This is a genomic window from Pseudodesulfovibrio sp. JC047, assembly GCF_010468615.1.
GTDB lineage: Bacteria > Desulfobacterota > Desulfovibrionia > Desulfovibrionales > Desulfovibrionaceae > Pseudodesulfovibrio.
Genome location: NZ_WUEH01000026.1, coordinates 14,393 through 36,290 on the forward strand (window position 1 = coordinate 14,393; position 21,898 = coordinate 36,290).

Below are 21,898 nucleotides of genomic sequence, written 5' to 3' on the forward strand. Positions count from 1 at the left end.
ATGAATCGCTGTGCCCCCACATTCGTCGTCAGCACCGGACGGTGCGCCACCACCCTGCTCGGACTCTTTCTGAACGCGGACGATTCGTCACTCGCGCTCAACGAAGGACAACTCCGCGACGTGCACAGCCAAGGACCGCAGATCCTTCCCGCTTTGACACTGGAAAACCGGCTAGCGTATGAACAGCCCGCACTGGCCGCCGATATCCTTCGCGAAAAACGGCTGCCACAGATTCGCGAGCTGATCGAACAAAAAGCCCTGACCCATTTCGTTGAAATCGCCTATTACTATAGTCCATTTGTGGCCGCTCTGAGAACGATTTTCCCGGAATCAAAACTCCTCTTCATCCACCGGGATGGCCGCGACTTCGTCCGATCTGCCTACGTCGATGAAGTGCCCGATCCCATGCCGGTCGGGTACCTTGATCCCCGGCCACTGCATCCGGTGGAACGGTACGTGGCCATGGGCCGACTGGCTCCCACACCGGAAGCACCGGACGCGGCCAGATGGGAACACTTTTCGCCCTTTGAAAAAAACGTCTGGCTCTGGGCGGAAACCAACCGCATCATCCGGGACGGATTGACGACCTGGCCGTCGGATGCCGTCCTGACCATGCCCATGCACCGTATGGTCACCCCCGAAGGACTGGTCGAGATCGCCGATTTTCTGGACATGGACCGCTCCCTCTCCCAAGCCTCAACCCTGCTCGAAACCAAGGTCAACGCCCGAAAATCCCGCGTCCTGCCCCATTGGACCCAGTGGGACGAGACGCTCAGGACACAGTTCAAAGCATTGGGACAGGACATGCTCCAGACGCTCGGGTATGCGACCGACGCACCATGGACGGTGTCGCGATGATGCTCCCCGAACGGTTTGCCCACACGGTTCGCACTGTGGAGGACGCTCCGGCGATCATCACGCCGACGCAGACATATTCCTTTGCCGCGTTGCACCACCGGGCCACCCAAACAGCCGCAGCTCTGGCCGAACAGGGCATCGGGCCGGGGCATCGCGTGGCCATTCGCATGACCCGGGGCTTCGATTTTCTCGCGTGCATGGTCGGTGTCATGCTCTCCGGCGCGGCGTATACTCCTCTTGATGCACATCTGCCAACGCCCTATATCGCGACAATTCTCACCCAACTTTCCCCGGACCTGACCGTGATCGAGCCGGGTATCCCGGCCATCGGCAACGGTCCGACCTGTCTGTTTGACGACCTGGCATCGGACCGCCCATTTCAGGCGATTCCACCCCAAAAAGACGCGCCCGCATATATCATTTTTACCAGCGGCTCGACCGGAATCCCCAAGGGCGTTGTCATTTCCCACGGCGCACTCAGCCATTTCACGGACTGGTGCCTGACCGAATTCAGACCATACGCCCGAAAACCGCTGCTCAATGTGGCGAATTTCTCCTTTGACCAATCCGTACTCGACATCGTCATGCTGTTGGCAGCGGGATCGCCCATGGTCTGTCTTCCCGGCGCACCCACCATCATGGACATCGTGGGGGCCATGAACCGTCATGCCGTGGCCTTTGTGTCCACCGTGCCGAGCACCTTCAGCATCCTGCTCTCCGCCGGAGCGATTTTGCGCCGATTTCCACTCGACCACCTTGAATGCGTGGTGCTCGGTGGAGCGGCTTTTCCCGAAAGCACGAGGCACCAACTCTTTGACTGGAAACCCTCGCTCGATGTGTACAATCTGTATGGGCCGACCGAGGCAACGGTCTATTGTCTGTTCCAGAAAGTGACGGTCGAAACCCGGTCACCACACCCCACGGTTGCCCTCGGTGTGCCATTCCCCGAAATGCACGCGCACCTGATCGACAGGGATGATTCCCTGCTCACCAATGCTCCGGCTGACGGCGAACTGGTGCTCGAAGGACCGCAGCTCATGACCGAATACCACGGCAGTCCGCAGGCGACACAGACCGCCACCACGGTCACGACCCCGGAACTCCGGAACCGCCGCGTCTATCGGACTGGCGACATGGTCCACCGAGATGCTCATGGCACCCTCTTTTTTGCAGGCCGTGGAGATGATACGGTCAAGACCAGAGGCTACCGGGTCAGCCTTCTCTCACTGGAACACGCCGCCCATGCTGTGCCCGGAGTGCTGGAGGCCTCGGCCATCGCCATTCCTGATCCCGCCGTGGAAAACCGACTGGTTCTCTGTGTCACCATGATCCCGAAAACCGATATTTCGACACACACCATCTCGGAACACTTGAAAAATGCGCTGCCAAGTTACATGCTCCCCAAGGACATTCTCACTTTCGACGCGCTGCCCAAAAATACGTCCGGAAAAATCGACAAGAAGCGTCTCATCCGCCACGCAATGAAGGATACACAATGACTATCAACGGACATATTCTGCATCAATGGATGCGGGACCTGTACCCCATCTGCCGGAGTATTACCGGCGACGGGGTGCGACAAACCCTCAACTACTTCAAGGAGATCGTGCCGGACCTGACCCTGCACGAAATTCCAAGCGGCACCAATTGCTATGACTGGACCGTGCCCGACGAATGGAACATCGACGAGGCCTATCTCATCGGTCCCGACGGAGACCGGATCGTGGATTTCAAGGATCACTCCCTGCATGTCCTGAACTATTCCGTGCCGGTGGACACGACGCTATCACTCGACGAACTCCAGCCGCATCTGTATTCACGAGAAGACCTGCCCGAGGCCATCCCCTACGTGACCAGCTATTATGAAAAACGGTGGGGATTCTGCCTGCCACACGCCCAACGGAAGACGCTCAAGCCCGGAACATATAGGGCGGTCATCAAAAGTCGGCTGGAACCCGGAAGTCTCACCTATGGCGAACTGTTCCTGCCGGGCCGACGCGCCGAAGAGATTCTGGTCACCTCGTACACCTGCCATCCATCCATGTGCAACAACGAGCTGTCCGGCCCGGTCACCCTTGTAGGCCTGGCGGCTTGGCTGGCTGAAAAAAAGGATCGGGAATTTTCCTACCGCTTCTACCTCGGGCCGGAGACCATCGGCTCCATCTGCTATATCCATCGGCATCTTGAACGACTCAGGGAACGGTGCGTTGGCGGCCTGCTCCTGACCTGTTGCGGTGATGCGGGAAATTTCAGTATGGTCCATTCCAAAAAGGGCGATACCCACATGGACTTTCTCGCTGAAACCATCCTCCGGGAGCACACGAAAAATCACCGTGCATATTCCTTTCTGGACCGGGAAAGCGATGAACAACAATTCAACAGTCCGGGTATAGACCTCCCGTTCATTTCCTTTGAAAAAACGCTGTACCGGCAGTTCCCGGAATACCATACGTCCCTGGACGATCTGAATTTCGTCACGACGGACACGCTTGGCTCGACATTCGAAGTCATGCAGCACTTTTTCTCGGCACTGGAAGCCAATCAACACTATCAAACAACAACGACCTGCATTCCCCAGTTGGGAAAACGCGGTTTGTACCCGACCCTCAGTGATATTCACTCTGGCGAAACCGTCGAACCAATGCTCGATTTTCTGACATATGCGGATGGCACATTGGATCTCGCCCATCTGGCACAGGCCATCGGCATCTCCTTTGCCCACGCCAAACGGCTGGCCACAATCTTTCTTGAACACGAACTCATCAAACCGGTCTTTCCTGACACCAGTCCATGGACCAAACCGGCATTGGCCGATTCTTCCGCCGCTTCCCGGCACCAACTTTCATCAGCAAGGTAATGTCTATGTTCAACGGCAGTAATATACTCGTGACCGGCGCGACCGGCTCCTTTGGTCAGTCCTTTGTGGAAAACATCCTCAACACCTATACTCCCAACAAACTCATCATCTTCAGTCGGGATGAGTTGAAACAGTTCCAGATGGAACAACGGTTTTCCGACAAGGAGTACCCCTGTCTGCGGTATTTTCTAGGCGACATCCGCGACGAACGCCGCTTGCGAATCGCGCTCAAGGGCGTTGATTACGTGGTTCATGCCGCCGCACTCAAACAGGTTCCGGCCGCCGAATACAATCCGTTCGAATTCATTCAGACCAATGTCATCGGCGCACAGAATCTCATTGAGACCGCCATTGAATGCAATGTCAAAAAGGTGCTGGCTCTGAGCACGGACAAGGCGGTCAACCCGCTCAATCTGTACGGGGCCACCAAGCTGTGTTCGGACAAGCTCTTTATCGCGGGCAATGCCTATTCTGGCCAATACGGCACCCGATTCAGCGTGGTCCGGTATGGCAACGTCCTGGGCAGCCGGGGCAGCGTGCTTCCCGTCTTCATGAAATATCGGGACTCCGGCTCCATCCCGGTAACCGACCCTCGCATGACCCGATTCTGGATTCGAATCGAAGACGGTGTTCATTTTTGCCTCGATCGCATGAAAACCATGGTGGGTGGCGAAATTTTTGTTCCCAAACTCCCGACCATGAATATCGTTGACCTGGCCAAAACGGTCTGTCCCGACTGCGAAATCGATGTCGTCGGCATTCGCCCGGGAGAGAAAATCCACGAAGTGCTCATTCCCAAGGATGAGGCCAGAAATACCCTGGAATATGAGAAATACTACACCATTCTGCCGCCGAGACGATACGGCACGCAGGAAGAATATACCCAGGAAGGCATCCCGGTTCCCGATGATTTCGAATATGAATCCAGCTCCAAGGAATGGCTGTTGAGCCAGGACGAATTCCGCCGGATTCTCGATGCATATGAAACCAAGGACGCAAAATAGCATGAACACCGGCGTGAACAGGCTCGTCATGGGCACAGCCCAGCTTGGCATGGACTACGGCATTGCCAACACCCAGGGGAGAGTCCGGGATGACGCGGCGTTGGCACTGGTCAACGAAGCGTTGCAAACCGGCGTCCACCGCTTTGACACGGCATCGCACTACGGATGCAGTGAACGGGTGCTTGGCCGTGCCCTGCGCGCACTCGATGAAAAGGGGGTCGCGACCGTGACGAGCAAGCTTGATCCCGCCATCGACCCCGCTGACACCTCGGCGGTCCTGCACGCAGTCCAGACCTCGGTAGACCGTCTTGGCCGACCGCTGGACGCCCTGCTACTTCATGACGAAACCATCCTTGACCGATGGGACACGGCGATTGAAACAACCCTGCAAACCGTGTTGGACGCCGGGCTGACCAAACATGGAGGAATTTCCGTCTATTCTCCGAAATACGCCCTGTCCGCGTTAGAGAAGCCCCTGTTGTCAGTCCTCCAGATTCCCGGAAACGCCATGGACACCCGTTTTGAAAAGGCCGGCGTGTTGCGCACCGCCGAAACACGCGGGGTCCGGCTCATGGTTCGTTCCGTGTTCCTGCAAGGGCTGCTCACCATGGATTCTGAATCCCTGCCCCCCCACATGGCGTATGCACAGCCCCATGTGGCACGATATCGGACCATTGCCACCACACACGGCATGGACCCAACAGTGGCGGCCATGGCCTATGTTCGAAAGGCATTCCCTTCAGCACACATCATTTTCGGTGCGCTAAATAGTTCCCAGCTCCTCCAGAATGTCCACGCCTTTGAACATCCATTCTCCTCGACAGCCTATGCCGATTTTCGCACCCAGTTATCCGCTGTTCCTGACAATGTATTGAACCCCAGTTTGTGGCCTTCTGCAAAATAACGCTTTGAATGGAGACAAGGAGACAGCATGTCAGAGCATCCAATGAAAAAGCATTCATCCACCATGACACAGGAAGAAGCGTTCAGCCTCAATGCCGCCGATGGTTATTTCATGCGCAATTTCTCACCGGAAAATGAAAAAGAAAATCATGAAAACGACTATATCGTCGCTATCCATGAATCATTGGGATTGGCCGCACCCAAAAAACTGCTGGATGTCGGATGCATGACGGGTTTTCGGTGCGACGCCTTTCGCGAAAAATTCGGCTCGGCAGGCTCTGGCTTCGACCCGTCGCGCAAGGCCATCCTCAAAGGACAGGAGCTGTATCCCGACATTCACCTCGAAGTGGGAGTGGCCAACAATCCGCCCATCAAGGACGAGCAATTCGACTGTATCATCCTCGGACATTTCCTTTCATGGACCAGTCAGGCAGAACTTTTCAACATCGCGGCAGCCGTTGACGCGCTGCTCGCCGACAAGGGCATTCTCTACATCACCGACTTTGATTCGGAATATCCGGTCAGAAGAAAGTACCATCACCAAGAGGGACTCTTCACCCATAAAATGCCCTATCAATCGATGTTTCTCTGGCACCCGCAGTACAATGTCGTTCACCAAACCTATAAATACAAATCAACATATACTTTCGATGCAGCACGGCAGGACCGCGTTCAGGTAACCATCCTTCGCAAGGACTGTGAACAGGGTTTTGCAGACAGTCTCTAAACGCTCCGAAGCATCCCTTTTACTGCCACCGGCGTCATCGGCACCAAATGTATAAACACACAGGAACAATCATGTCTCGAAACAATGACATGCAACAACGGGCGGCCTCGGTCATTCCGGGCATGACCCAACTGCTCTCCAAACGGCCTGACCAATTCTCACTCGGCGCATGGCCCGGATACTTTTCCAAGGCCAGCGGCGCCACGGTCCGCGATCTGGACGGCACCACCTATCTGGATATGAGCATCGGCGGCATTGGTGCCACCATCCTCGGCTATGCCAATCCCGAAGTGGACGCGGCCGTACTCGAAACCGTCAAAAACGGCGTGGCATCCAGCCTGAACTGCCCGGAAGAGGTGTTGCTCGCCGAACGGCTGTGCGACATCCACGGCTGGGCCGACATGGTCCGGCTGACCCGCTCGGGCGGCGAGGCCATGGCCGTAGCCGTGCGCATTGCCCGAACAGCGACCCGACGGAGCACCATCGCCTTTTGCGGCTACCACGGCTGGCATGACTGGTATCTGGCCGCCAATCTACGCAAAGACAGTCTGGGAGGGCATCTGTTGCACGGACTGGACGCCGGGGGTGTCCCGCAGGAATTGGCCGGAACCGCTCGTCCATTCACCTACAATCACCCGGAAAAACTGGACCGGATCATTGACGAGACCAACGGCGAGCTGGCCGCCATTGTCATGGAACCCATGCGCAGTACCCGACCCGACCCCGGATTTCTCGACCATGTAGCGGCACAGGCCAAAAAGTGCGGCGCGGTCCTGATCTTTGACGAAATCTCCGCAGGATTCCGGCTCGGACTCGGCGGGGCACACGCTTTCATCACGTCCGTGACCCCGGACATGGCGGTCTTTGCCAAGGCCATGGGCAACGGCTACCCCATCGCGGCGGTCATCGGCACCCGATCCGTCATGAACGAAGCACAGAATTCCTTTATCAGCAGCACCAACTGGACTGAACGCATCGGTCCCACGGCAGCTTTGGCCACGCTGGACATTCTCGAACGGGACATGCCCTTCGAGGAACTCGGTCGTCTCGGACGCGCGGTCAAACAGATCTGGCAGACCGCCGCCACCACGCACGGCCTGGATATCTCCATCGGCGGCATGGACCCCATGGGCCATTTCCAATTTGCCGAACAGCACGACCTGTGCAAGGCCCTGTTCGTGGAGGCCATGCTTGAACGCGGCATCCTTGCCAGCTCTCTGTTCTACGCCATGAGCGCGCATACCGAAGCGCACATCCAACGCTATGCCGAGGCAACGGACGCGGCCTTCAAACAGGTCGCCACGGCCCTCCAATCGGATGACCCAGCCAAACAACTCCACGGCGCACCAGCGGCAAGCGGCTTCACCCGGTTGGCCTAGGGGACACACGGCATGACACACCACACACCCACCATCCTCATCACCGGTGTCTCCGGGATGCTCGGGCTGAACCTCGCCCTGATGCTGCGGGAGACCTGCCGCGTTATCGGCACGTTCATGACGCATCCAGTCCACCTCTCCGGCGTGGTCTGTCGTCCCATGAATCTGGCGGACCCCGTGTCCATTGCCCTCACCATTGAAGCCACCCATCCCGACATCGTGATCCATTGCGCGGCCATGACCTCGGTGGATCGCTGCGAGACCGAACCGGACACAGCCATGCAATTGAATGCCCACGCCACCGGGCTGGTGGCCCGGGCAAGCGCATCGGTCTCGGCCCGACTGGTCGTCATCTCCACCGACGCAGTGTTCGACGGTATTCACGGCGGGTATACGGAACAGGATCGACCGGAGCCGATCAATATGTATGGTCGCTCCAAACTTCAGGGAGAGCAGCTCGCTCGGGATGCACATCCCGACCCGCTCATCCTGCGGACCACCATCTTCGGCCTGACCGGTCGTCCGGGGCACGGACTGGCCAGATGGATTCTGGATAACGGGAAAACCGGCACCCCATTCACCGGATTCACGGACGCGATTTTCGCCCCAGTGTTGGTCAATACACTGGGAGACATCATCATGCGCTGTCTGGACACCGGACTAACCGGCACCTATCATGCGGCCTCCACCGACAGCATCAGCAAATACGATTTTGCCCGCGCCCTGATGCACCAATGGGGATACGCCCCGAGACTCGTGATGCCGGGAAGTCTTGACAACATCCCGTTCACGGCCCCCCGCCCGGCCAATTCCGCACTGAACGGCAGCCGCCTGAGCACCCTGTTGGGCACCGAGACCACGGTTCAGGCGGACATCCGCCGGATGCACGATCTGGCACGGTCGGGTCTGGGCACGACCATCACCAACGCATTGCACGCATAACCCAAGGAAACGCCATGCACACCATATCCATTCAGGATCGACGCATCGGGGCGGATACCCCCACCTATTTCATCGCCGACATCGCGGCCAACCACGACGGCGACCTCGACCGGGCCGTGGAACTCATTCGACTGGCTGCCGAAGCCGGAGCCGATGCCGCCAAATTCCAACACTTCACCGCAGACAAGATCGTCAGCCAGAAAGGATTCGACCGACTGGGTGGCAAGGCCAGTCATCAGGCCGCGTGGAGCAAATCCGTGTCCGAAGTCTATGCCGATGCGTCCGTGCCCCGCACATGGACCGCCACCCTGCATCAGGCCTGCATCGACAACAACATCCATTTCTTTTCCACCCCCTACGACTTCGAGGCCGTGGATCTGCTGGACGAATTCGTGCCAGCGTACAAGATCGGGTCCGGGGACATTGATTGGGCCGAAATGCTGGAATACATCGCCACAAAAAACAAACCGGTCCTGCTGGCCACGGGCGCGGCATCCCTTCATGAAGTCTGCCGGTCCGTGGACCACATCCTCCAGACCAATTCCCAACTGGTCCTCATGCAGTGCAACACCAATTACACCGGCAGCACGGACAATTTCGCGCACATCAACCTGAACGTGCTCAAAAGTTACGCGACCCTGTATCCTGATCTCATACTGGGACTCTCGGATCACACGCCGGGCCTGACCACGGTACTCGGAGCCATCGCACTGGGCGCACGGGTGGTGGAAAAACATTTCACGGACGACGAAACCCGGACCGGACCGGACCATGGATTTTCCATGACACCCACCACCTGGCGAGACATGGTGGACCGGGCACGGGAATTGGAACAGGCCATGGGATCGCCGCTCAAACAGGTCGAAGCCAACGAGGCGGAAACCGTCTGTCTGCAACGGCGTTGTCTGCGGGCCGCCCGTCCCATCGCCCAAGGCGAACGCATCACCAAAGCCATGCTCTCCGCACTCCGTCCGGCCCCGGCAGGGTCCATTTCACCATGGGACACGGATCAGGTCGTGGGCAGCTTTGCCCATCGTGCCTTCGAGCAGGGTGAAGAACTGCGCTGGGACGCATTGGTGGCCAGGTAGGCCACACACAGGGACATCGTCATGCGTACTGTCATTGTTTGCGATCAAATCAATCCGCACATCATTCGGTTTGCCCGGATGTTTCGTGATGCCGGACACACCGTGGGTGTGCTCCCGCTCTCGCCCCACGCCCCATTATCGCTTCCCGAAGGCACCGAAATACTCTGGCAACCGTCAGCCCCACGGACCTCGCCACAGGAGGTGGAGACTGCTCTCGATGCCATGCAGGGACCGATCACGACATTCGCCCCGGACGTGTTGTTTGCCGGGCCACTGGACACGGCAGGCTATGCCGCGACCAGACTCCAGACCGGGCCGGTGGTCGCGGTCTGCATGGCCTTTGATATCCTCTTGAATGCCCGGCAGGACACCCGACGCATGGACGCGGTGCGCCACACCCTCACCCACGCATCCAGTGTGTTGGTGGACAGCCGATTTCTCATCGATCAGGTCAGGCAGCTCGGCGTCACCCAATCCACGCCCATTCTCTGCGTGCCCTACGGCATTTCCCTGAATCGATTTGCCCCGTCTTCGGAAAAAACCGACCGCGCCGTTGCTCTACGTGCCGAACTGGGATTGAATGTGGACACGGATATCCTCGTGCTCTCCAATCGCCGCCACGACCCGCTGTATCATCCGATGGTCACACTCTCCGGGTTTGCAACGGCCCTGCGGCATCACCCGCACCTTTTTCTCCACATGGGTGGAACTGGCAGCATGACCGATGAACTCATTGCCCGGGCCGCAACGCTCGGCATTGCCGACCGCGTCCATTTCGCCGGATGGCTCGATCAGGAGGCACTCTCGATCAGTCTGGCCGCCGCCGACATCTACGTGAGCAGCTCCAGCGTGGACGGCAGTTCCATTTCCCTGCTGCAAGCCATGGTCTCGAACCTGCCAGTCATTGCCACGGACATCCCCGGCAATCGGGAATGGGTCACCCGTTCCCAATGCGGACACCTCGTCCCGGTGGGGAATGCACAGGCATTGGCCGACACACTCATCTCCATGGCATCCCTGTCTCGCGACGCACGTCACTCACTGGGCCACGCCGGAAAGACATTGGTTCGACAGGACGGCGACTGGCTGCACAATTCGGCCCGCATCCTGCAATTGACGACGGAAACAGCACATCTTTTCCACGGACGGACAGCATGAAAAACGTCATCATCATACAAGCGAGAACCGGGTCATCCCGACTGCCGGGCAAGGTGCTGCATCCACTGGCTGAACAGCCCATGATCCTGCACGTCCTTGCCCGAGCCAGCCAAAGCATGGCCGACACCGTGGTGCTGGCCACGTCACGGGAACCCAGCGACGACGCACTGGCCGACATGGTTCACGCTGCCGGATATCCGGTTGTCCGGGGCAGTCTTGACGACGTGCTCGACCGATACGTGATGGCTGCCCGCACCCATCAGGCGGACACCGTGGTCAGAATCACCGGGGATTGCCCGCTGGTGGACCCTGACCTCATCGACCACTGCCTGCGCCGACATGAACACGGGGATTGCGACTACGTAAGCACGGCGTATCCGAACCCGAGTTATCCTGACGGGCTGGATGTGGAAGTCTTTTCCCGGGCCGTGCTCGAACAGGCATGGGAATCAGCACGCAAACCGTCCGAGCGGGAACACGTCACGCCCTTCATCTGGACCCATCCCGACCGATTCCGGCTTGAATCCATTGTCTCGCCCACGGACCTGTCCCACCTGCGCTGGACCGTGGATGAACCGCAAGACATGGACTTCATGCGCCACATTTTCGACCATATCGATCCGGCCACCGCACGGATGCAGGACATTCTGGCCGTTCTCGACGCACACCCGGAGCTTGAGACAATCAACCAGGACATTCGCCGGAACGAAGGATACGAGACCAGTCTGAAAGCCGATGCCCAACTGAACAGGGAAGACCCAAAATGACACGCCAACCACGACACGAATCTGATATTTCCATGGCCGAACTCAAACGAGAATATGACAAGGGCACCAACCTCATCCGATACATCCGAAAGGAAACCGGCACAGACATGGTGTCCGCCCAAATGATTCTCAAGAGTTACGACCTGCAAACCGGGTCCTATATCGCGGCCCTCTCCGATCCGGGGGCACCGGAATTCCAAAAGGCACGGGCACGGGACATCGTCAATTCTCTGGGTGACGTCACTTTCGATTCGCTGCTGGAAGCAGGCTGTGGCGAGGGAACCACGCTGGTCCATGTGGTCAATGAACTGTCCACCCCGCCATCCACCATTGCCGGATTTGACATTTCCTGGTCCCGCGTCAAATACGCCCGGCACTTCGCGACAAAAAACGCCCTTAACGGGACATTTTTCATGGGAGAAATGACGCATTTCCCGGTGCCCGACAATGCCTATGACATGGTGTTCACGTCGCATTCCATCGAACCGAACCGGGGAGCCGAACACACGATTCTGGCTGAAATACACCGAGTGACGCGCCGGTACGCGGCGCTGGTGGAACCGTGTTATGAACTCGCCACTCCAGCCATGCGGGACCACATGGACACCCATCTCTATTGCCGAAATCTGGCCAGCCACGCACAGGATGCAGGGTTCAGCATCCTCGCCCATCATCTGCTGGAGAAAACCCACAAGGGACGGACCATGATGCTGTTGCTCGAAAAGCCCTCGGCTCAGCCCGCACCATCTCCCGGCTTCGCCTGCCCGAGCTGCACTTCGCCGCTGATCTCTCATGCCGGGCACCTGTTTTGCCCGGAATGCATGGTGGTGTATCCGATTCTGGACGGACTGCCCTGTCTGCGAAAAGAACACGCCATCATTGCCAGTACCTTTCTCGACACACTGGATTGATCGCCATGCGCGTACTTTTTGTTCAACAATTTCCCGACCTGCGAAGCGCCACCTTTGCCCGACTGCTCCACGGCACAGGCTGTCAAACCGACCTGTTCCATCTGATTCCGGGTCCGGCATCCGTGGCACCCGAGGTCATGACCGCTCCGTTCGCGCAATGCCACGCGCCCGAAGACATCCACGACCTCGCCGCCATTGCAGGCCGATATGATTGCCTCATCTGCCGCCAGCCCGCCGGGGAATTGGCCGGACTGTGCCGATCGCTGTCCATTCCCTGTCTGTTCGACTGCATCGAACACGGTACGCCGGTTCCTTCAGCCACCACAAACAGGCTCTTTTCTTCACAAATGGCGGACACACAACCAACAGACACCGTTCTTCCTACCGGAATTCTGGTCAGTGACCTGCCACCCGGCCCGCTGTTTCCGGCCAAAACCGAGGCCCGGCATCCATCGATCCGGATTCCCCTACTTTTCGGCGTATTGGAGGACCAAATCCCCCGTTGGATCATAGATGAATGCGCAGCCGCGAACATTTCGCTCATCCCGTTGCACATTCACGGCTCCACCCATCCAGAATGGACACGTGTCACCGACATCGTCACTGAACTGGGCACTTCTTCCGCCGTGCTGCTTCCCTTGGGCTGGACACCTTCGGATGGCCGACTCGCCCTTGCCCTTGCCGCCGGACAGCCAGTCCTCTCCGTGGACAACAACACGGCATCGATTCAGGGGGTCACTCTCGTCGAACCCGGAACGCTTCTCGCCAGCTTCAAAGCGGTCTGCGCCATGCGGGAAGCACAGAATATCAGAGACCTCGCTCCGCCGCTCGACCAGAAAGCGTCGCAACTGACGCACCTGTGCCACCGACTCGCGAAAAAGACATTTCATCATACGCACACTGACAGCAGAAGAACGAAAGTGTCTCCCTCCCAAACAGCCGAAAACCAAACAGAATCGCCTCAGTCCGCCAGACTGGAATCGTCCTCATTGGCAACAACTGCCATGGACCTCGCATTCACCGCTTTCAATGCACCGATCTTTGACTCGAATCTCGGATTCTGGCGACGCGCCATGCACCTTTCTTCCGGACTGACGGACCAGAGACCGCACTATTATTACGGGCTGTGCAATCTCTACGCGATTGTTGAGGCCAAGCGACTCTTGCCCGAACTGACCAAATGGGATGCCCAGCTTACCCAAGCCGCGCACTGGCTCAATGCCGAACTCAAAGGCAGAACCCAGTTGGGATATGATTCTCACGAAGTGACCACCAACCTCGACCAATACAGTTGCGCCCTGCTCCCGGCCACCCTGTGCGCCGGGTATGACCTGCTGCACGACACCGACGTGCTCAACACGGCACAAAAAGTGTACGCAACGTATCGAGACCGGTTCCCCATTGGCCAAAAACAGGGAGTACAGGCCAGCAACCATGCCATCCTGTCCGCCCTTGCGCTCCATGAACACACCGACGACCGCCGGTATCTGGATGACGCGAAACAGGAAGGCCGCTTTCTCATGGACCACTGCCGATTGCCCCACGGCCCGGCTGCCGGGACATTCACCGATGACGGCCACATCACCGGATTTTCCAGACATTGTTATGGAGCATGGGCCATGATGGCCTTGAATGAACACACTCCATCCCATGAATATGTGGACTGCGCGGCCACGTCCCTGCGCTGGTGGCGCGGAGTCCAGCGACCCAGCGGCCTGCTCCCGTTTTTCTATGATGCTGAAAAGGGATACTGGATCGACACCACGACCTATGCCGTCCATCAGAAAGGAATGCTCCTGCTTTCGGCCTGGGATATCGCGGCACACCGCCCGGACGAATTCGAATCCATGATCGAACGCGCCATGGCCGCCTGTGACACGGCGACCTGGCGATACCGCTCGCCTGCGGGGTGGACAGCCTTCCGCCGGAGCAACCGACATCCCGACATTCTCTATTCCTACGAACTCGGCTGGCAAATACTCGGCCTGGCCAAAGGACACGCCCGGAGGGCCGCCGCATGAAACTGAACATCCTCGCCGAAAAACTCGATACCCACGCCTGCGAAGTGCTGGACGCGCTCCGGTCCATGGGTGTCCATTTGTCACTCTTCTGCCCCGAGTCCTCGACCGGAACGTATCCCGCCGACCTATTTGAAACGATAGGTACCCCGCTTCCCGAAGCCGATGCGATACTGTGCATTCCCACCCCGTCACTCCTCGCACTTGAGACCCCGATCTGTTCCGTGGAGTCATGGAAAAAACTCCTGACACAGCTGTCCGTCCCGGTGGTGCTCGACGCATCTCGCCTGCCGCTCTCCGAACGCGGCCACGCCGTGGCAGCCCAATGGACCGCGCTCCTGCCCGAAATTTCCGGCCTGATCGTCCGAGACCCCATGCAGCTCGACATCCTGAAACACTGCACTGCCGCCCACACACTTACAGTTGCTGAATATCTCCGGCATTCATGCGTCCCCCGGCACGTTGCCACGGATATCAACTGGCTGTTGCTGACGACAACGACCAGAAACGCGCCGACCCCGGTCCCGCCATCCACACTTTTTGACACGCTCCTGAACGCCCCATGTCATGACGTGGCGGCCCGAGACTGTGCCCGATCCGTCCTTCAGGTGGACCCCTTGTGCTACCCGGCATTGGTGCGCCTGCATCGTCTGAATGTTCCAAAAAAGGAATGGACCGCACACGGCCTGCTTCATGCGGCGCAATCGCTCGACCGATTCAGTTGGCTCCATGAGATACAGGCAAACGAGCAATGTGATGCCCCCGTTTCCGATCAAGAATTTTTCGGAGACCTCCGCGAGTACACACTTGGAAGCGGGCCTCGGGAAACAAAACGCATCCTGCTCTTCGTGGTGTACAAGCAACGGGACTTGTTCATTGACCTACTGCTCATGGCCCAATTGGAACGGCTCGGACACGAGGTCATTCTCCGTCCACTGAATATCACCACCTGCAACAGCATTGTGGAACTGCGTCCGGACCTCATCATTTGGGGCGCACGAACGACCCCTATTCAGCGGTCACTAAGTCATTTTGCGGCGGATCGCGGCATTCTTCAGGTGGTTCGACGAGAAGAAGGACTGATCTACCGCCCAACATGGGATGAACGGTCCCCCGAATGGAAAAGCCTGACCCTCGGCACCGAGGATTATTCGCCCTATGTGGATCTTGAAATCGGCTTCAACGAAGATTTTCGTCGTATCATATCGACGGAAGGACACATGCCGGGGGAACGGGTCCGCGCTGTCGGAGCCATGACGTTCGACATCTACGATCAACACAGCCTGAACGAATTATTCCCTGACAGAAAAACCGTTTTTGACCAACTCGATCTGGATCTCGACAAAAAGCTGCTCATCATGGCTTCTCCATGGTCCTATGCCGATCGCCAGGCGGAAACAGCCATCCCGGAAGCAGGCAGTGCCGCACACAAACTGCTCGCACATTCACAAAAAATTATCGACGAGGCTCAAGAAGGGCGCGCGGCGTGGTTCGCCTTCATGCGCCACTTCTGCCATGACTTCAGTGATGAATGGAATGTGTTGCTCAAGGTCCATCCCGGTGAACGCATCGAAGCGTATGATACCTTCATCGCGGACAACCATTTGCCCATAAAAACCATCTGTGACGGATACATGATCGAAATTCTCCGACACTGCGACATGCTCCTGCATGCGGGATCAACCACCTCGGTGGAAGCACACCTTCTCGGTATCCCGTCCATTGCCTACTGGGTGCAGGAAGGCAGTCGGCACCCTCTGCATCAGCTCACTCCCATCGTCAACACCTATGAAGATTTCCTCACTTTCTTCTCGGAAACACCGCTGCACACAAGTACCATGACCGAAGAACGCCTGGAATTTGCGCAAAACACCTTCTGGGGGACCATTGACGGACACGCCTGTGAACGTGCCGCCAAAGCCATTGATGACCTGATCGCAGGCAGCACGAATGTTCCATATCGATTCCCGACAGATGCTTGGACGTCCCATACGGATACCGCCGAAAACGACATGGGCCTCTATCTGACGATTGCAGAAATCGAAAAGTATACGAAATTAATCAAAACCCTTGAATTTCAATAGGTTCTATGTAGAGAAAATGAATGGAGGCTTTGGCAGGGAAACAATGTCGGTCCCGTGCAGGTCCTCACTGCTCAGGCACGGTATTCCCTGTTCGCCCATGGTCTGCGTCTGTGACGCGGTGAGTGGTTTCAGATACAAGCTCACACCTCCGGCACAGGGCCAGAAACGACCAAGCATGGATTCCGCTTCAGGAGAGGTCAATGTCCCATCCATGTCCTGAAAACCAAACCAGGAGTATTCCGGGGTAAACGGCTGTGAAGATTCAACGAATTTCCCGACGGCATCCCCATGAATGATATAAAGGCAGGGAAACGGGTGTGGTGGGCTGTGCCGCCATGTGCCGAGAAAAAGCAGATGCTCCGCCCACGGGAAATTCAAATGAGCCGCGACCTGACATCCGCTGTCTTCGGCGTAGTCGCTTTTCCAGAAATCACCACGCGCATCATACAATTCCGTGGCCCCGTCCAATGCGTACAATTCTGAACCGTCGCCCCGTGGCAACACGCGATACAGGCTTCGATGACTCAATCCCAAGGACACACGAGTTCGTTGTGCCGGGTCGGCAATCAACGTCCCGTCCTCATGAAGCACCCGAATGGACAGATGGTTGAAATGGCTGTCTCCCACCAACACGATCAATTGATCCCGCACCACACAAATGGAATGGACATGATTGGCTTCGTCAGCGGTAATCATTTCAAATTCGCGCCAATCCTCCCCATTTTCACTCATGAGGATCGCCCGTGGTTCAGGCCGAAACTTATCAATGGGATCAATGACCACGAAACAATATCGCCCCTGACTGTCTCGGCACCAGTTATACAACCGGCCATGGACCGCCCCTGCCGGACGCCATGTGTCACCGGGACGGGCCACATACAATTCACAATCATTCCGTGGAGCCGGTGCGACACCGATCAACAGCCTCCCCTTGAAGGCCAACACGCCGTCCACATGCCCGTCGGGAGTGGGAATTCGTTCAGCTTCGAGCAGCGAAGCATCAGACCGGCATAAGGCCGTCTCGTCAATGCGATACAAACCGTCCGCATCCACGAAATACCAGAATGAGCCGCATCGGGCCGCGTGACGCAAAGGGGAACGGGGACCGCTCTCCACGGGATTGACCAAAATCGAAACAGGGGAAGAGAGTGACATACGGTCTCCTTTTTACGCTCCCTCTCGGGAGCACGCTACAGAGAGGATATGCTCCATGCGTTCAATAACCCGCCGGGGGTTTCCGACCGGATCGAAATGGTCCCGGGCAAAGGCATACGCGGAATCCCCCAGCCGGGCGAGGGTCGCGTGGTCGGCGAAATCGAGCATGGCATGGGCCATGGCCCGAATGTCACCCGGCGGCACCAATCGGCCCGTCACACCCCGTTTCACGAAAAATTCATCTGATCCAAAGGCAAGAACCGGTCTTCCCAGACTCAGGGCTTCGATCACATCTCGACCCCACGGCTGCCCACTCACGTCCGGACGGATCACCAGATTAGTCTTGCGCATCTCTTCTTCCGGGGTGTCCGTAAATCCTCTGAAATCGACAATATCCTGCAATTTCGACCGTTCCACTTCAGCGAGGACCGCCTGATAATACGCTTCATGGATGGGAACCCGACCACCAAAAAGGCGCACCGTGACATTGGCCGCGCGCAATCCGTCTGCGGCCAGGGCACACGCCTTGACGCATTCGAGATGGCCCTTGATGGGCGTGATGTGCGAAAAAACCCCGTATACCAAAGGAGAATCCGCAGGCATGGGCGTCAAGGCGGGCGGAACTTCCGGCCAGTTGTTGACCACCGTGACCGGCAAAGAGAACAACCGCGCCGCCTGCTCGCCCTCGGCGGGAGTGATACCAATGACTTCACTGATATTCTTTCGCATGAGCCACCGGGTCAGGGGAATGGACATGGCCGGTTCGATCAGCACTTCCCGTGCGTGAAGAATGGCCGGAAACTCTCGCAGCCACAATGAAATCAAGAGCGTCGTATAGCTGTTGTAATGGATGATGTCCGGTGCCAACGCACGCACCCGGGCGGCCAACCGACCATATTCGGCCCGGTTCGCCACAGCCCGACGGATGTTCTTCCAGAACGGAATGGGACAGACGTGCAACTTGAGCGGGAAATACGGAATATCGAAATAGTCCACCGTAACGCCCATTTCCTGCAACGCTTCGACCTTGCGCTTGGTCCGGGACGGTTTCGCGATAGACAGGATATGCAGCTCATGCCCGTCCTTCACCATCTGCCGTGCGAGCAGAAAAAGACTCTTGGCGGCCCCGCCGCTATCAATATCCGGGGTGATGGAAACGATTTTCACTGATTATTCCTCCCCGGCCAGACCTGTGGCCCAGTCCGTGATCGCGGCACAAATCCGCGCCACCTGCATCTCGTCCAGCTCCGGGTACATGGGCAGGGACAACACCCGACTCTGCATGGCATGGGCAACCGGAAAATCCTCCGGCCCGTGGTTCATATTCGCATAGGCTGGCAGAAACGGCACGGCTGTCGGATAGTGAATGCCCGAGGCGATGCCCTGTTCCGCAAGAGACCGTTTGAGCGCGTCCCGCTTCCGGCACTGAATGACATACAAATGATAGACATGACCGGCTCCCGGTCCTGTGACGGGCGCGACGATATCAGGGAGAGCGGCCACCCCGGCATCATACCAATCCGCCACCTGACGACGGGATGCTGTCCACAGATCGAGTCGAGGCAACTTGACGGAAAGTATCGCGGCCTGAAGCCCGTCGAGCCGGGAATTCACCCCCGGAAAATCGTGTCCGTACTTGGCGGTGCGGCCATGGTTGGCGAGCTTCCTGACCTGTTCGGCCAAAACCGCATCATTGGTCACCACGCCTCCGGCATCGCCATATGCACCCAGATTCTTTCCCGGATAAAAACTGTAGCAGCAACAGGTCCCGAATGCGGCAAGCGGATGTCCCTGAAATGTCGCACCATGTGCCTGGGCCGCATCCTGCACCACAAACAATTCATGCTCGCGGGCAATGGCGTCAATTTCCTCCATTGAAGCAGGGTGGCCGTACAGGTGCACGGGGATGACTGCCTTGGCCGAAGGGACCAGCTTCCGACACAGGTCGTCCGGGTCCATGGTGAAGGTCGAGGGATCAACATCCACGAAAGCCGGGGTCGCTCCGGTCAGAGTCACGGCTTCGGCAGTGGCCACAAAGGTCATAGCCGGAACCATCACGGTATCCCCCGGTCCCACGCCAAGGGCGCGCAAGGCCAGATAGAGGGCGTCCGTCCCGTTGCCGACACCCACACAGCACCGGGCCTGACAAAAGTCGGCAAACTCCCGCTCGAACGTTGCGGCATACGGTCCCTGAATAAATGCGTTGTCACGAATAACCGCCTGCATGGCCGCATCCAATTCCGTCTGAATGGTGCGTCGTTGCGCGGTCAGATCAACCAATGGAATGGTCACGATGGCTCCCGATCGCCATAGGGCAGGGCTGCTTTCTCATTGATGAATCGGGCCGGATTCCCCGCCACCACGGTTCCTTCGGCCACATCCTCGACCACGACACTCCCCGCTCCCACGAGGCTGTCACGGCCCACCACCACCCCGGGCAGAATCGTGGCGTTGGCACCCACAATGGCCCCCTGGCACAACCTGACCGGCGTTGGCGAGGTCGTGGCCTCGGGCGAAAGCGGATACCGCGTATTGGTCAATACGGCATTGGGTCCGAGCCAGACTCCATCCTCCAGCACGCAATATTCCGGGACAAAGGACTGACTGTGCAACCGGACCCCGTGTCCGAGCGAAACATGATGTTCGACCACGGCCATGGTCCCCACGCTCACATTGTCGCCGATGCAACAGGCTTCCCGAATATTGGCCTTGTTGCCCGTGACGAAATTCTTCCCGATAACGCTTCCGGCATAGACCACGGTGTGCGACCGGAGCACGGCACCATCCCCGATCACGGTCGTGGGCGGTGTGTCGTTTCCGACAGAGGGCGCACCAACGATACACCACGCTTCCACGGTGGCCGAGCCTTCAAAAATCACGGATTCATGCACCACGGCGGAGGCGGCGATCTCAACGGTCATTGGTGTGCCCCAGTTTGCAGTGTTGCGCCTGAAACCGCAGATGGACCTCCCGGCCCGTTTCAATGGATTCATAAATGGCGTTGATAAGTTCCAACGATTTCCGGCCTTCAAGACCATCCACCAGTGAAGGTCTCCCCAGTTCAATGCACTCCACCACTTGATGCAGGTACTCGATGTGACCAAAGCCGTACACGTCCGGAGGATTGGTGCGATACTCCCGCAACACGTCTTCGTCTCCCGGCTCTGGGGTCTCGAAATTCCAGACCTTCATTTCATTGACCGCGAATCCGCCGATTTCCACGGCCCCCTTTTCACCAAGAATGGAAATGGACCCTTCCAGATCCACTGGCCGCGTGGCGTTGGTTGCTTCCACCACGCCGATGGCCCCGCTGGCAAAGGTGATAAGAGCCACGCCCGTGTCTTCCACCTCCACATCCACCAAGGCCGTCCGGCTCTTGGCAAACACCGAGACCGGCTCGCCCAGCATCCATTCGAGCAAATCAATATGGTGACTGGCCTGATTGGCGAACACCCCGCCATCCATGGCCCAGGTTCCGCGCCAGGCGTCCTGATCGTAATACTCCTGCTTGCGGCACCACCGAACCCGCACGGTTCCCATGGTCAATTTGCCGAATCGCCCGGCCTCCAAGGCTTCGCGCAGTTTGATGACCGGATAATTCAACCGATTCTGCTTGACCACGAACAACTTGATACCGGCCTCGTCACAGACCCGAATCATGGCGTCCGCATCTTCAAGCCGCAGGGCCATGGGTTTTTCCACCACGATATGTTTGCCATACCGGGCTAGATCAATGGTCACTGCGGCGTGTGTTCCACTTTCCGTGGCAATGACGAGCACGTCTATGGTCTCACCCATGGCGCGCATCATGGCATGAGCGTCCGAAAAAGAAGGCACTCCGGTTTTTTCAGCCAATGCCACAGCCCGATCCTCGCGAATATCACACACCGCGACCAAACAGGCACCTTCAACCTGATTTTCAGACAACAATTGCCCGTATTTCTGGGCAATCCGTCCACATCCTACAAGCGCAAATTTCTGCATATTCCCTTCGATGCGCGCAACGGCGATCACGATTTCATGGTCAGAAGGATTTCCGACACGCAC

General features: G+C 57.8%; 19 protein-coding genes. 14 read left to right on the forward strand and 5 right to left on the reverse strand.

Annotated elements, in window-relative coordinates; genetic code table 11:
* The 14 genes from GO013_RS14605 to GO013_RS14670 all read left to right on the forward strand — a co-directional run bounded on the left by GO013_RS14605 (position 1) and on the right by GO013_RS14670 (position 16,696).
* Positions 1-858: a sulfotransferase gene (locus GO013_RS14605; RefSeq protein WP_163812383.1), complete on the forward strand. Its 858-nt coding sequence runs from the start codon at positions 1-3 to the stop codon at positions 856-858.
* The gene (locus tag GO013_RS14610; RefSeq protein WP_163812384.1) at positions 840-2,357 is read left to right on the forward strand and encodes an amino acid adenylation domain-containing protein; all 1,518 of its coding nucleotides are present in this window, start codon (positions 840-842) and stop codon (positions 2,355-2,357) included. Before GO013_RS14605 ends, GO013_RS14610 begins: the two co-directional genes overlap by 19 nt.
* Positions 2,354-3,715 (forward strand): DUF4910 domain-containing protein, encoded by a 1,362-nt coding sequence (locus tag GO013_RS14615; protein WP_163812386.1) that lies wholly within the window; start codon positions 2,354-2,356, stop codon positions 3,713-3,715. The genes GO013_RS14610 and GO013_RS14615 overlap by 4 nt, the downstream gene beginning before the upstream one ends.
* Before the next feature lie 5 nt (positions 3,716-3,720).
* Positions 3,721-4,719: a UDP-N-acetylglucosamine 4,6-dehydratase (inverting) gene (gene pseB, locus GO013_RS14620; RefSeq protein WP_163812388.1), complete on the forward strand. Its 999-nt coding sequence runs from the start codon at positions 3,721-3,723 to the stop codon at positions 4,717-4,719.
* A 1-nt stretch (position 4,720) separates the two neighbouring features.
* Entirely contained in the window at positions 4,721-5,623 is a 903-nt protein-coding gene (locus tag GO013_RS14625) for an aldo/keto reductase (protein WP_163812390.1), read from the forward strand.
* A 27-nt stretch (positions 5,624-5,650) separates the two neighbouring features.
* On the forward strand, positions 5,651-6,349 hold the full coding sequence (locus tag GO013_RS14630) for a class I SAM-dependent methyltransferase (protein ID WP_163812392.1): 699 nt from the start codon (positions 5,651-5,653) through the stop codon (positions 6,347-6,349).
* 71 nt (positions 6,350-6,420) lie between these two features.
* Complete coding sequence (locus GO013_RS14635) at positions 6,421-7,728, forward strand: aminotransferase class III-fold pyridoxal phosphate-dependent enzyme (protein WP_239057891.1); 1,308 nt, start codon at positions 6,421-6,423, stop codon at positions 7,726-7,728.
* 12 nt (positions 7,729-7,740) lie between these two features.
* The gene (locus GO013_RS14640; protein ID WP_163812396.1) at positions 7,741-8,670 is read left to right on the forward strand and encodes an SDR family oxidoreductase; all 930 of its coding nucleotides are present in this window, start codon (positions 7,741-7,743) and stop codon (positions 8,668-8,670) included.
* 14 nt (positions 8,671-8,684) lie between these two features.
* Positions 8,685-9,758: an N-acetylneuraminate synthase family protein gene (locus GO013_RS14645; RefSeq protein ID WP_163812397.1), complete on the forward strand. Its 1,074-nt coding sequence runs from the start codon at positions 8,685-8,687 to the stop codon at positions 9,756-9,758.
* Positions 9,759-9,779: 21 nt separating this feature from the next.
* Positions 9,780-10,916 carry a glycosyltransferase family 4 protein gene (locus tag GO013_RS14650; protein WP_163812399.1) on the forward strand — a complete coding sequence of 379 codons (1,137 nt, stop codon included), beginning with the start codon at positions 9,780-9,782 and terminating at the stop codon, positions 10,914-10,916.
* Positions 10,913-11,683, forward strand: coding sequence for a glycosyltransferase family protein (locus GO013_RS14655; protein ID WP_163812401.1), 771 nt, complete (start codon positions 10,913-10,915; stop codon positions 11,681-11,683). Before GO013_RS14650 ends, GO013_RS14655 begins: the two co-directional genes overlap by 4 nt.
* Positions 11,680-12,594 (forward strand): methyltransferase domain-containing protein, encoded by a 915-nt coding sequence (locus GO013_RS14660; protein ID WP_163812402.1) that lies wholly within the window; start codon positions 11,680-11,682, stop codon positions 12,592-12,594. The genes GO013_RS14655 and GO013_RS14660 overlap by 4 nt, the downstream gene beginning before the upstream one ends.
* Positions 12,595-12,599: 5 nt before the next feature.
* Positions 12,600-14,615, forward strand: a complete 2,016-nt coding sequence (locus tag GO013_RS14665) for a hypothetical protein (protein WP_163812403.1) — start codon at positions 12,600-12,602, stop codon at positions 14,613-14,615.
* A complete protein-coding gene (locus GO013_RS14670) occupies positions 14,612-16,696 on the forward strand; it encodes a hypothetical protein (protein WP_163812405.1) in 2,085 nt (694 codons plus the stop codon). Before GO013_RS14665 ends, GO013_RS14670 begins: the two co-directional genes overlap by 4 nt.
* A gap of 3 nt (positions 16,697-16,699) precedes the next feature.
* Here GO013_RS14670 and GO013_RS14675 read toward each other — a convergent pair whose 3' ends face one another.
* The 5 genes from GO013_RS14675 to GO013_RS14695 are packed head-to-tail and all read right to left on the reverse strand — an operon-like array spanning position 16,700 to position 21,898.
* Complete coding sequence (locus GO013_RS14675) at positions 16,700-17,851, reverse strand: hypothetical protein (RefSeq protein ID WP_163812407.1); 1,152 nt, start codon at positions 17,849-17,851, stop codon at positions 16,700-16,702.
* Between the two features lie 12 nt (positions 17,852-17,863).
* Positions 17,864-19,018 (reverse strand): glycosyltransferase family 4 protein, encoded by a 1,155-nt coding sequence (locus GO013_RS17555; RefSeq protein WP_163812409.1) that lies wholly within the window; start codon positions 19,016-19,018, stop codon positions 17,864-17,866.
* Positions 19,019-19,021: 3 nt separating this feature from the next.
* A complete protein-coding gene (locus GO013_RS14685) occupies positions 19,022-20,143 on the reverse strand; it encodes a DegT/DnrJ/EryC1/StrS family aminotransferase (RefSeq protein ID WP_163812411.1) in 1,122 nt (373 codons plus the stop codon).
* A complete protein-coding gene (locus tag GO013_RS14690; RefSeq protein WP_163812413.1) occupies positions 20,140-20,772 on the reverse strand; it encodes an acyltransferase in 633 nt (210 codons plus the stop codon). Before GO013_RS14690 ends, GO013_RS14685 begins: the two co-directional genes overlap by 4 nt.
* Entirely contained in the window at positions 20,762-21,898 is a 1,137-nt protein-coding gene (locus GO013_RS14695; protein WP_343219579.1) for a Gfo/Idh/MocA family oxidoreductase, read from the reverse strand. Before GO013_RS14695 ends, GO013_RS14690 begins: the two co-directional genes overlap by 11 nt.

Bases quoted from the DNA above. Each gene is read 5' to 3' on its own strand.
- GO013_RS14605 (WP_163812383.1), top strand. From the start codon at position 1: ATGAATCGCTGTGCCCCCACATTCGTCGTCAGCACCGGACGGTGCGCC.
- GO013_RS14610 (WP_163812384.1), top strand. From the start codon at position 840: ATGGACGGTGTCGCGATGATGCTCCCCGAACGGTTTGCCCACACGGTT.
- GO013_RS14615 (WP_163812386.1), top strand. From the start codon at position 2,354: ATGACTATCAACGGACATATTCTGCATCAATGGATGCGGGACCTGTAC.
- pseB (WP_163812388.1), top strand. From the start codon at position 3,721: ATGTTCAACGGCAGTAATATACTCGTGACCGGCGCGACCGGCTCCTTT.
- GO013_RS14625 (WP_163812390.1), top strand. From the start codon at position 4,721: ATGAACACCGGCGTGAACAGGCTCGTCATGGGCACAGCCCAGCTTGGC.
- GO013_RS14630 (WP_163812392.1), top strand. From the start codon at position 5,651: ATGTCAGAGCATCCAATGAAAAAGCATTCATCCACCATGACACAGGAA.
- GO013_RS14635 (WP_239057891.1), top strand. From the start codon at position 6,421: ATGTCTCGAAACAATGACATGCAACAACGGGCGGCCTCGGTCATTCCG.
- GO013_RS14640 (WP_163812396.1), top strand. From the start codon at position 7,741: ATGACACACCACACACCCACCATCCTCATCACCGGTGTCTCCGGGATG.
- GO013_RS14645 (WP_163812397.1), top strand. From the start codon at position 8,685: ATGCACACCATATCCATTCAGGATCGACGCATCGGGGCGGATACCCCC.
- GO013_RS14650 (WP_163812399.1), top strand. From the start codon at position 9,780: ATGCGTACTGTCATTGTTTGCGATCAAATCAATCCGCACATCATTCGG.
- GO013_RS14655 (WP_163812401.1), top strand. From the start codon at position 10,913: ATGAAAAACGTCATCATCATACAAGCGAGAACCGGGTCATCCCGACTG.
- GO013_RS14660 (WP_163812402.1), top strand. From the start codon at position 11,680: ATGACACGCCAACCACGACACGAATCTGATATTTCCATGGCCGAACTC.
- GO013_RS14665 (WP_163812403.1), top strand. From the start codon at position 12,600: ATGCGCGTACTTTTTGTTCAACAATTTCCCGACCTGCGAAGCGCCACC.
- GO013_RS14670 (WP_163812405.1), top strand. From the start codon at position 14,612: ATGAAACTGAACATCCTCGCCGAAAAACTCGATACCCACGCCTGCGAA.
- GO013_RS14675 (WP_163812407.1), bottom strand. From the start codon at position 17,851: ATGTCACTCTCTTCCCCTGTTTCGATTTTGGTCAATCCCGTGGAGAGC.
- GO013_RS14690 (WP_163812413.1), bottom strand. From the start codon at position 20,772: ATGACCGTTGAGATCGCCGCCTCCGCCGTGGTGCATGAATCCGTGATT.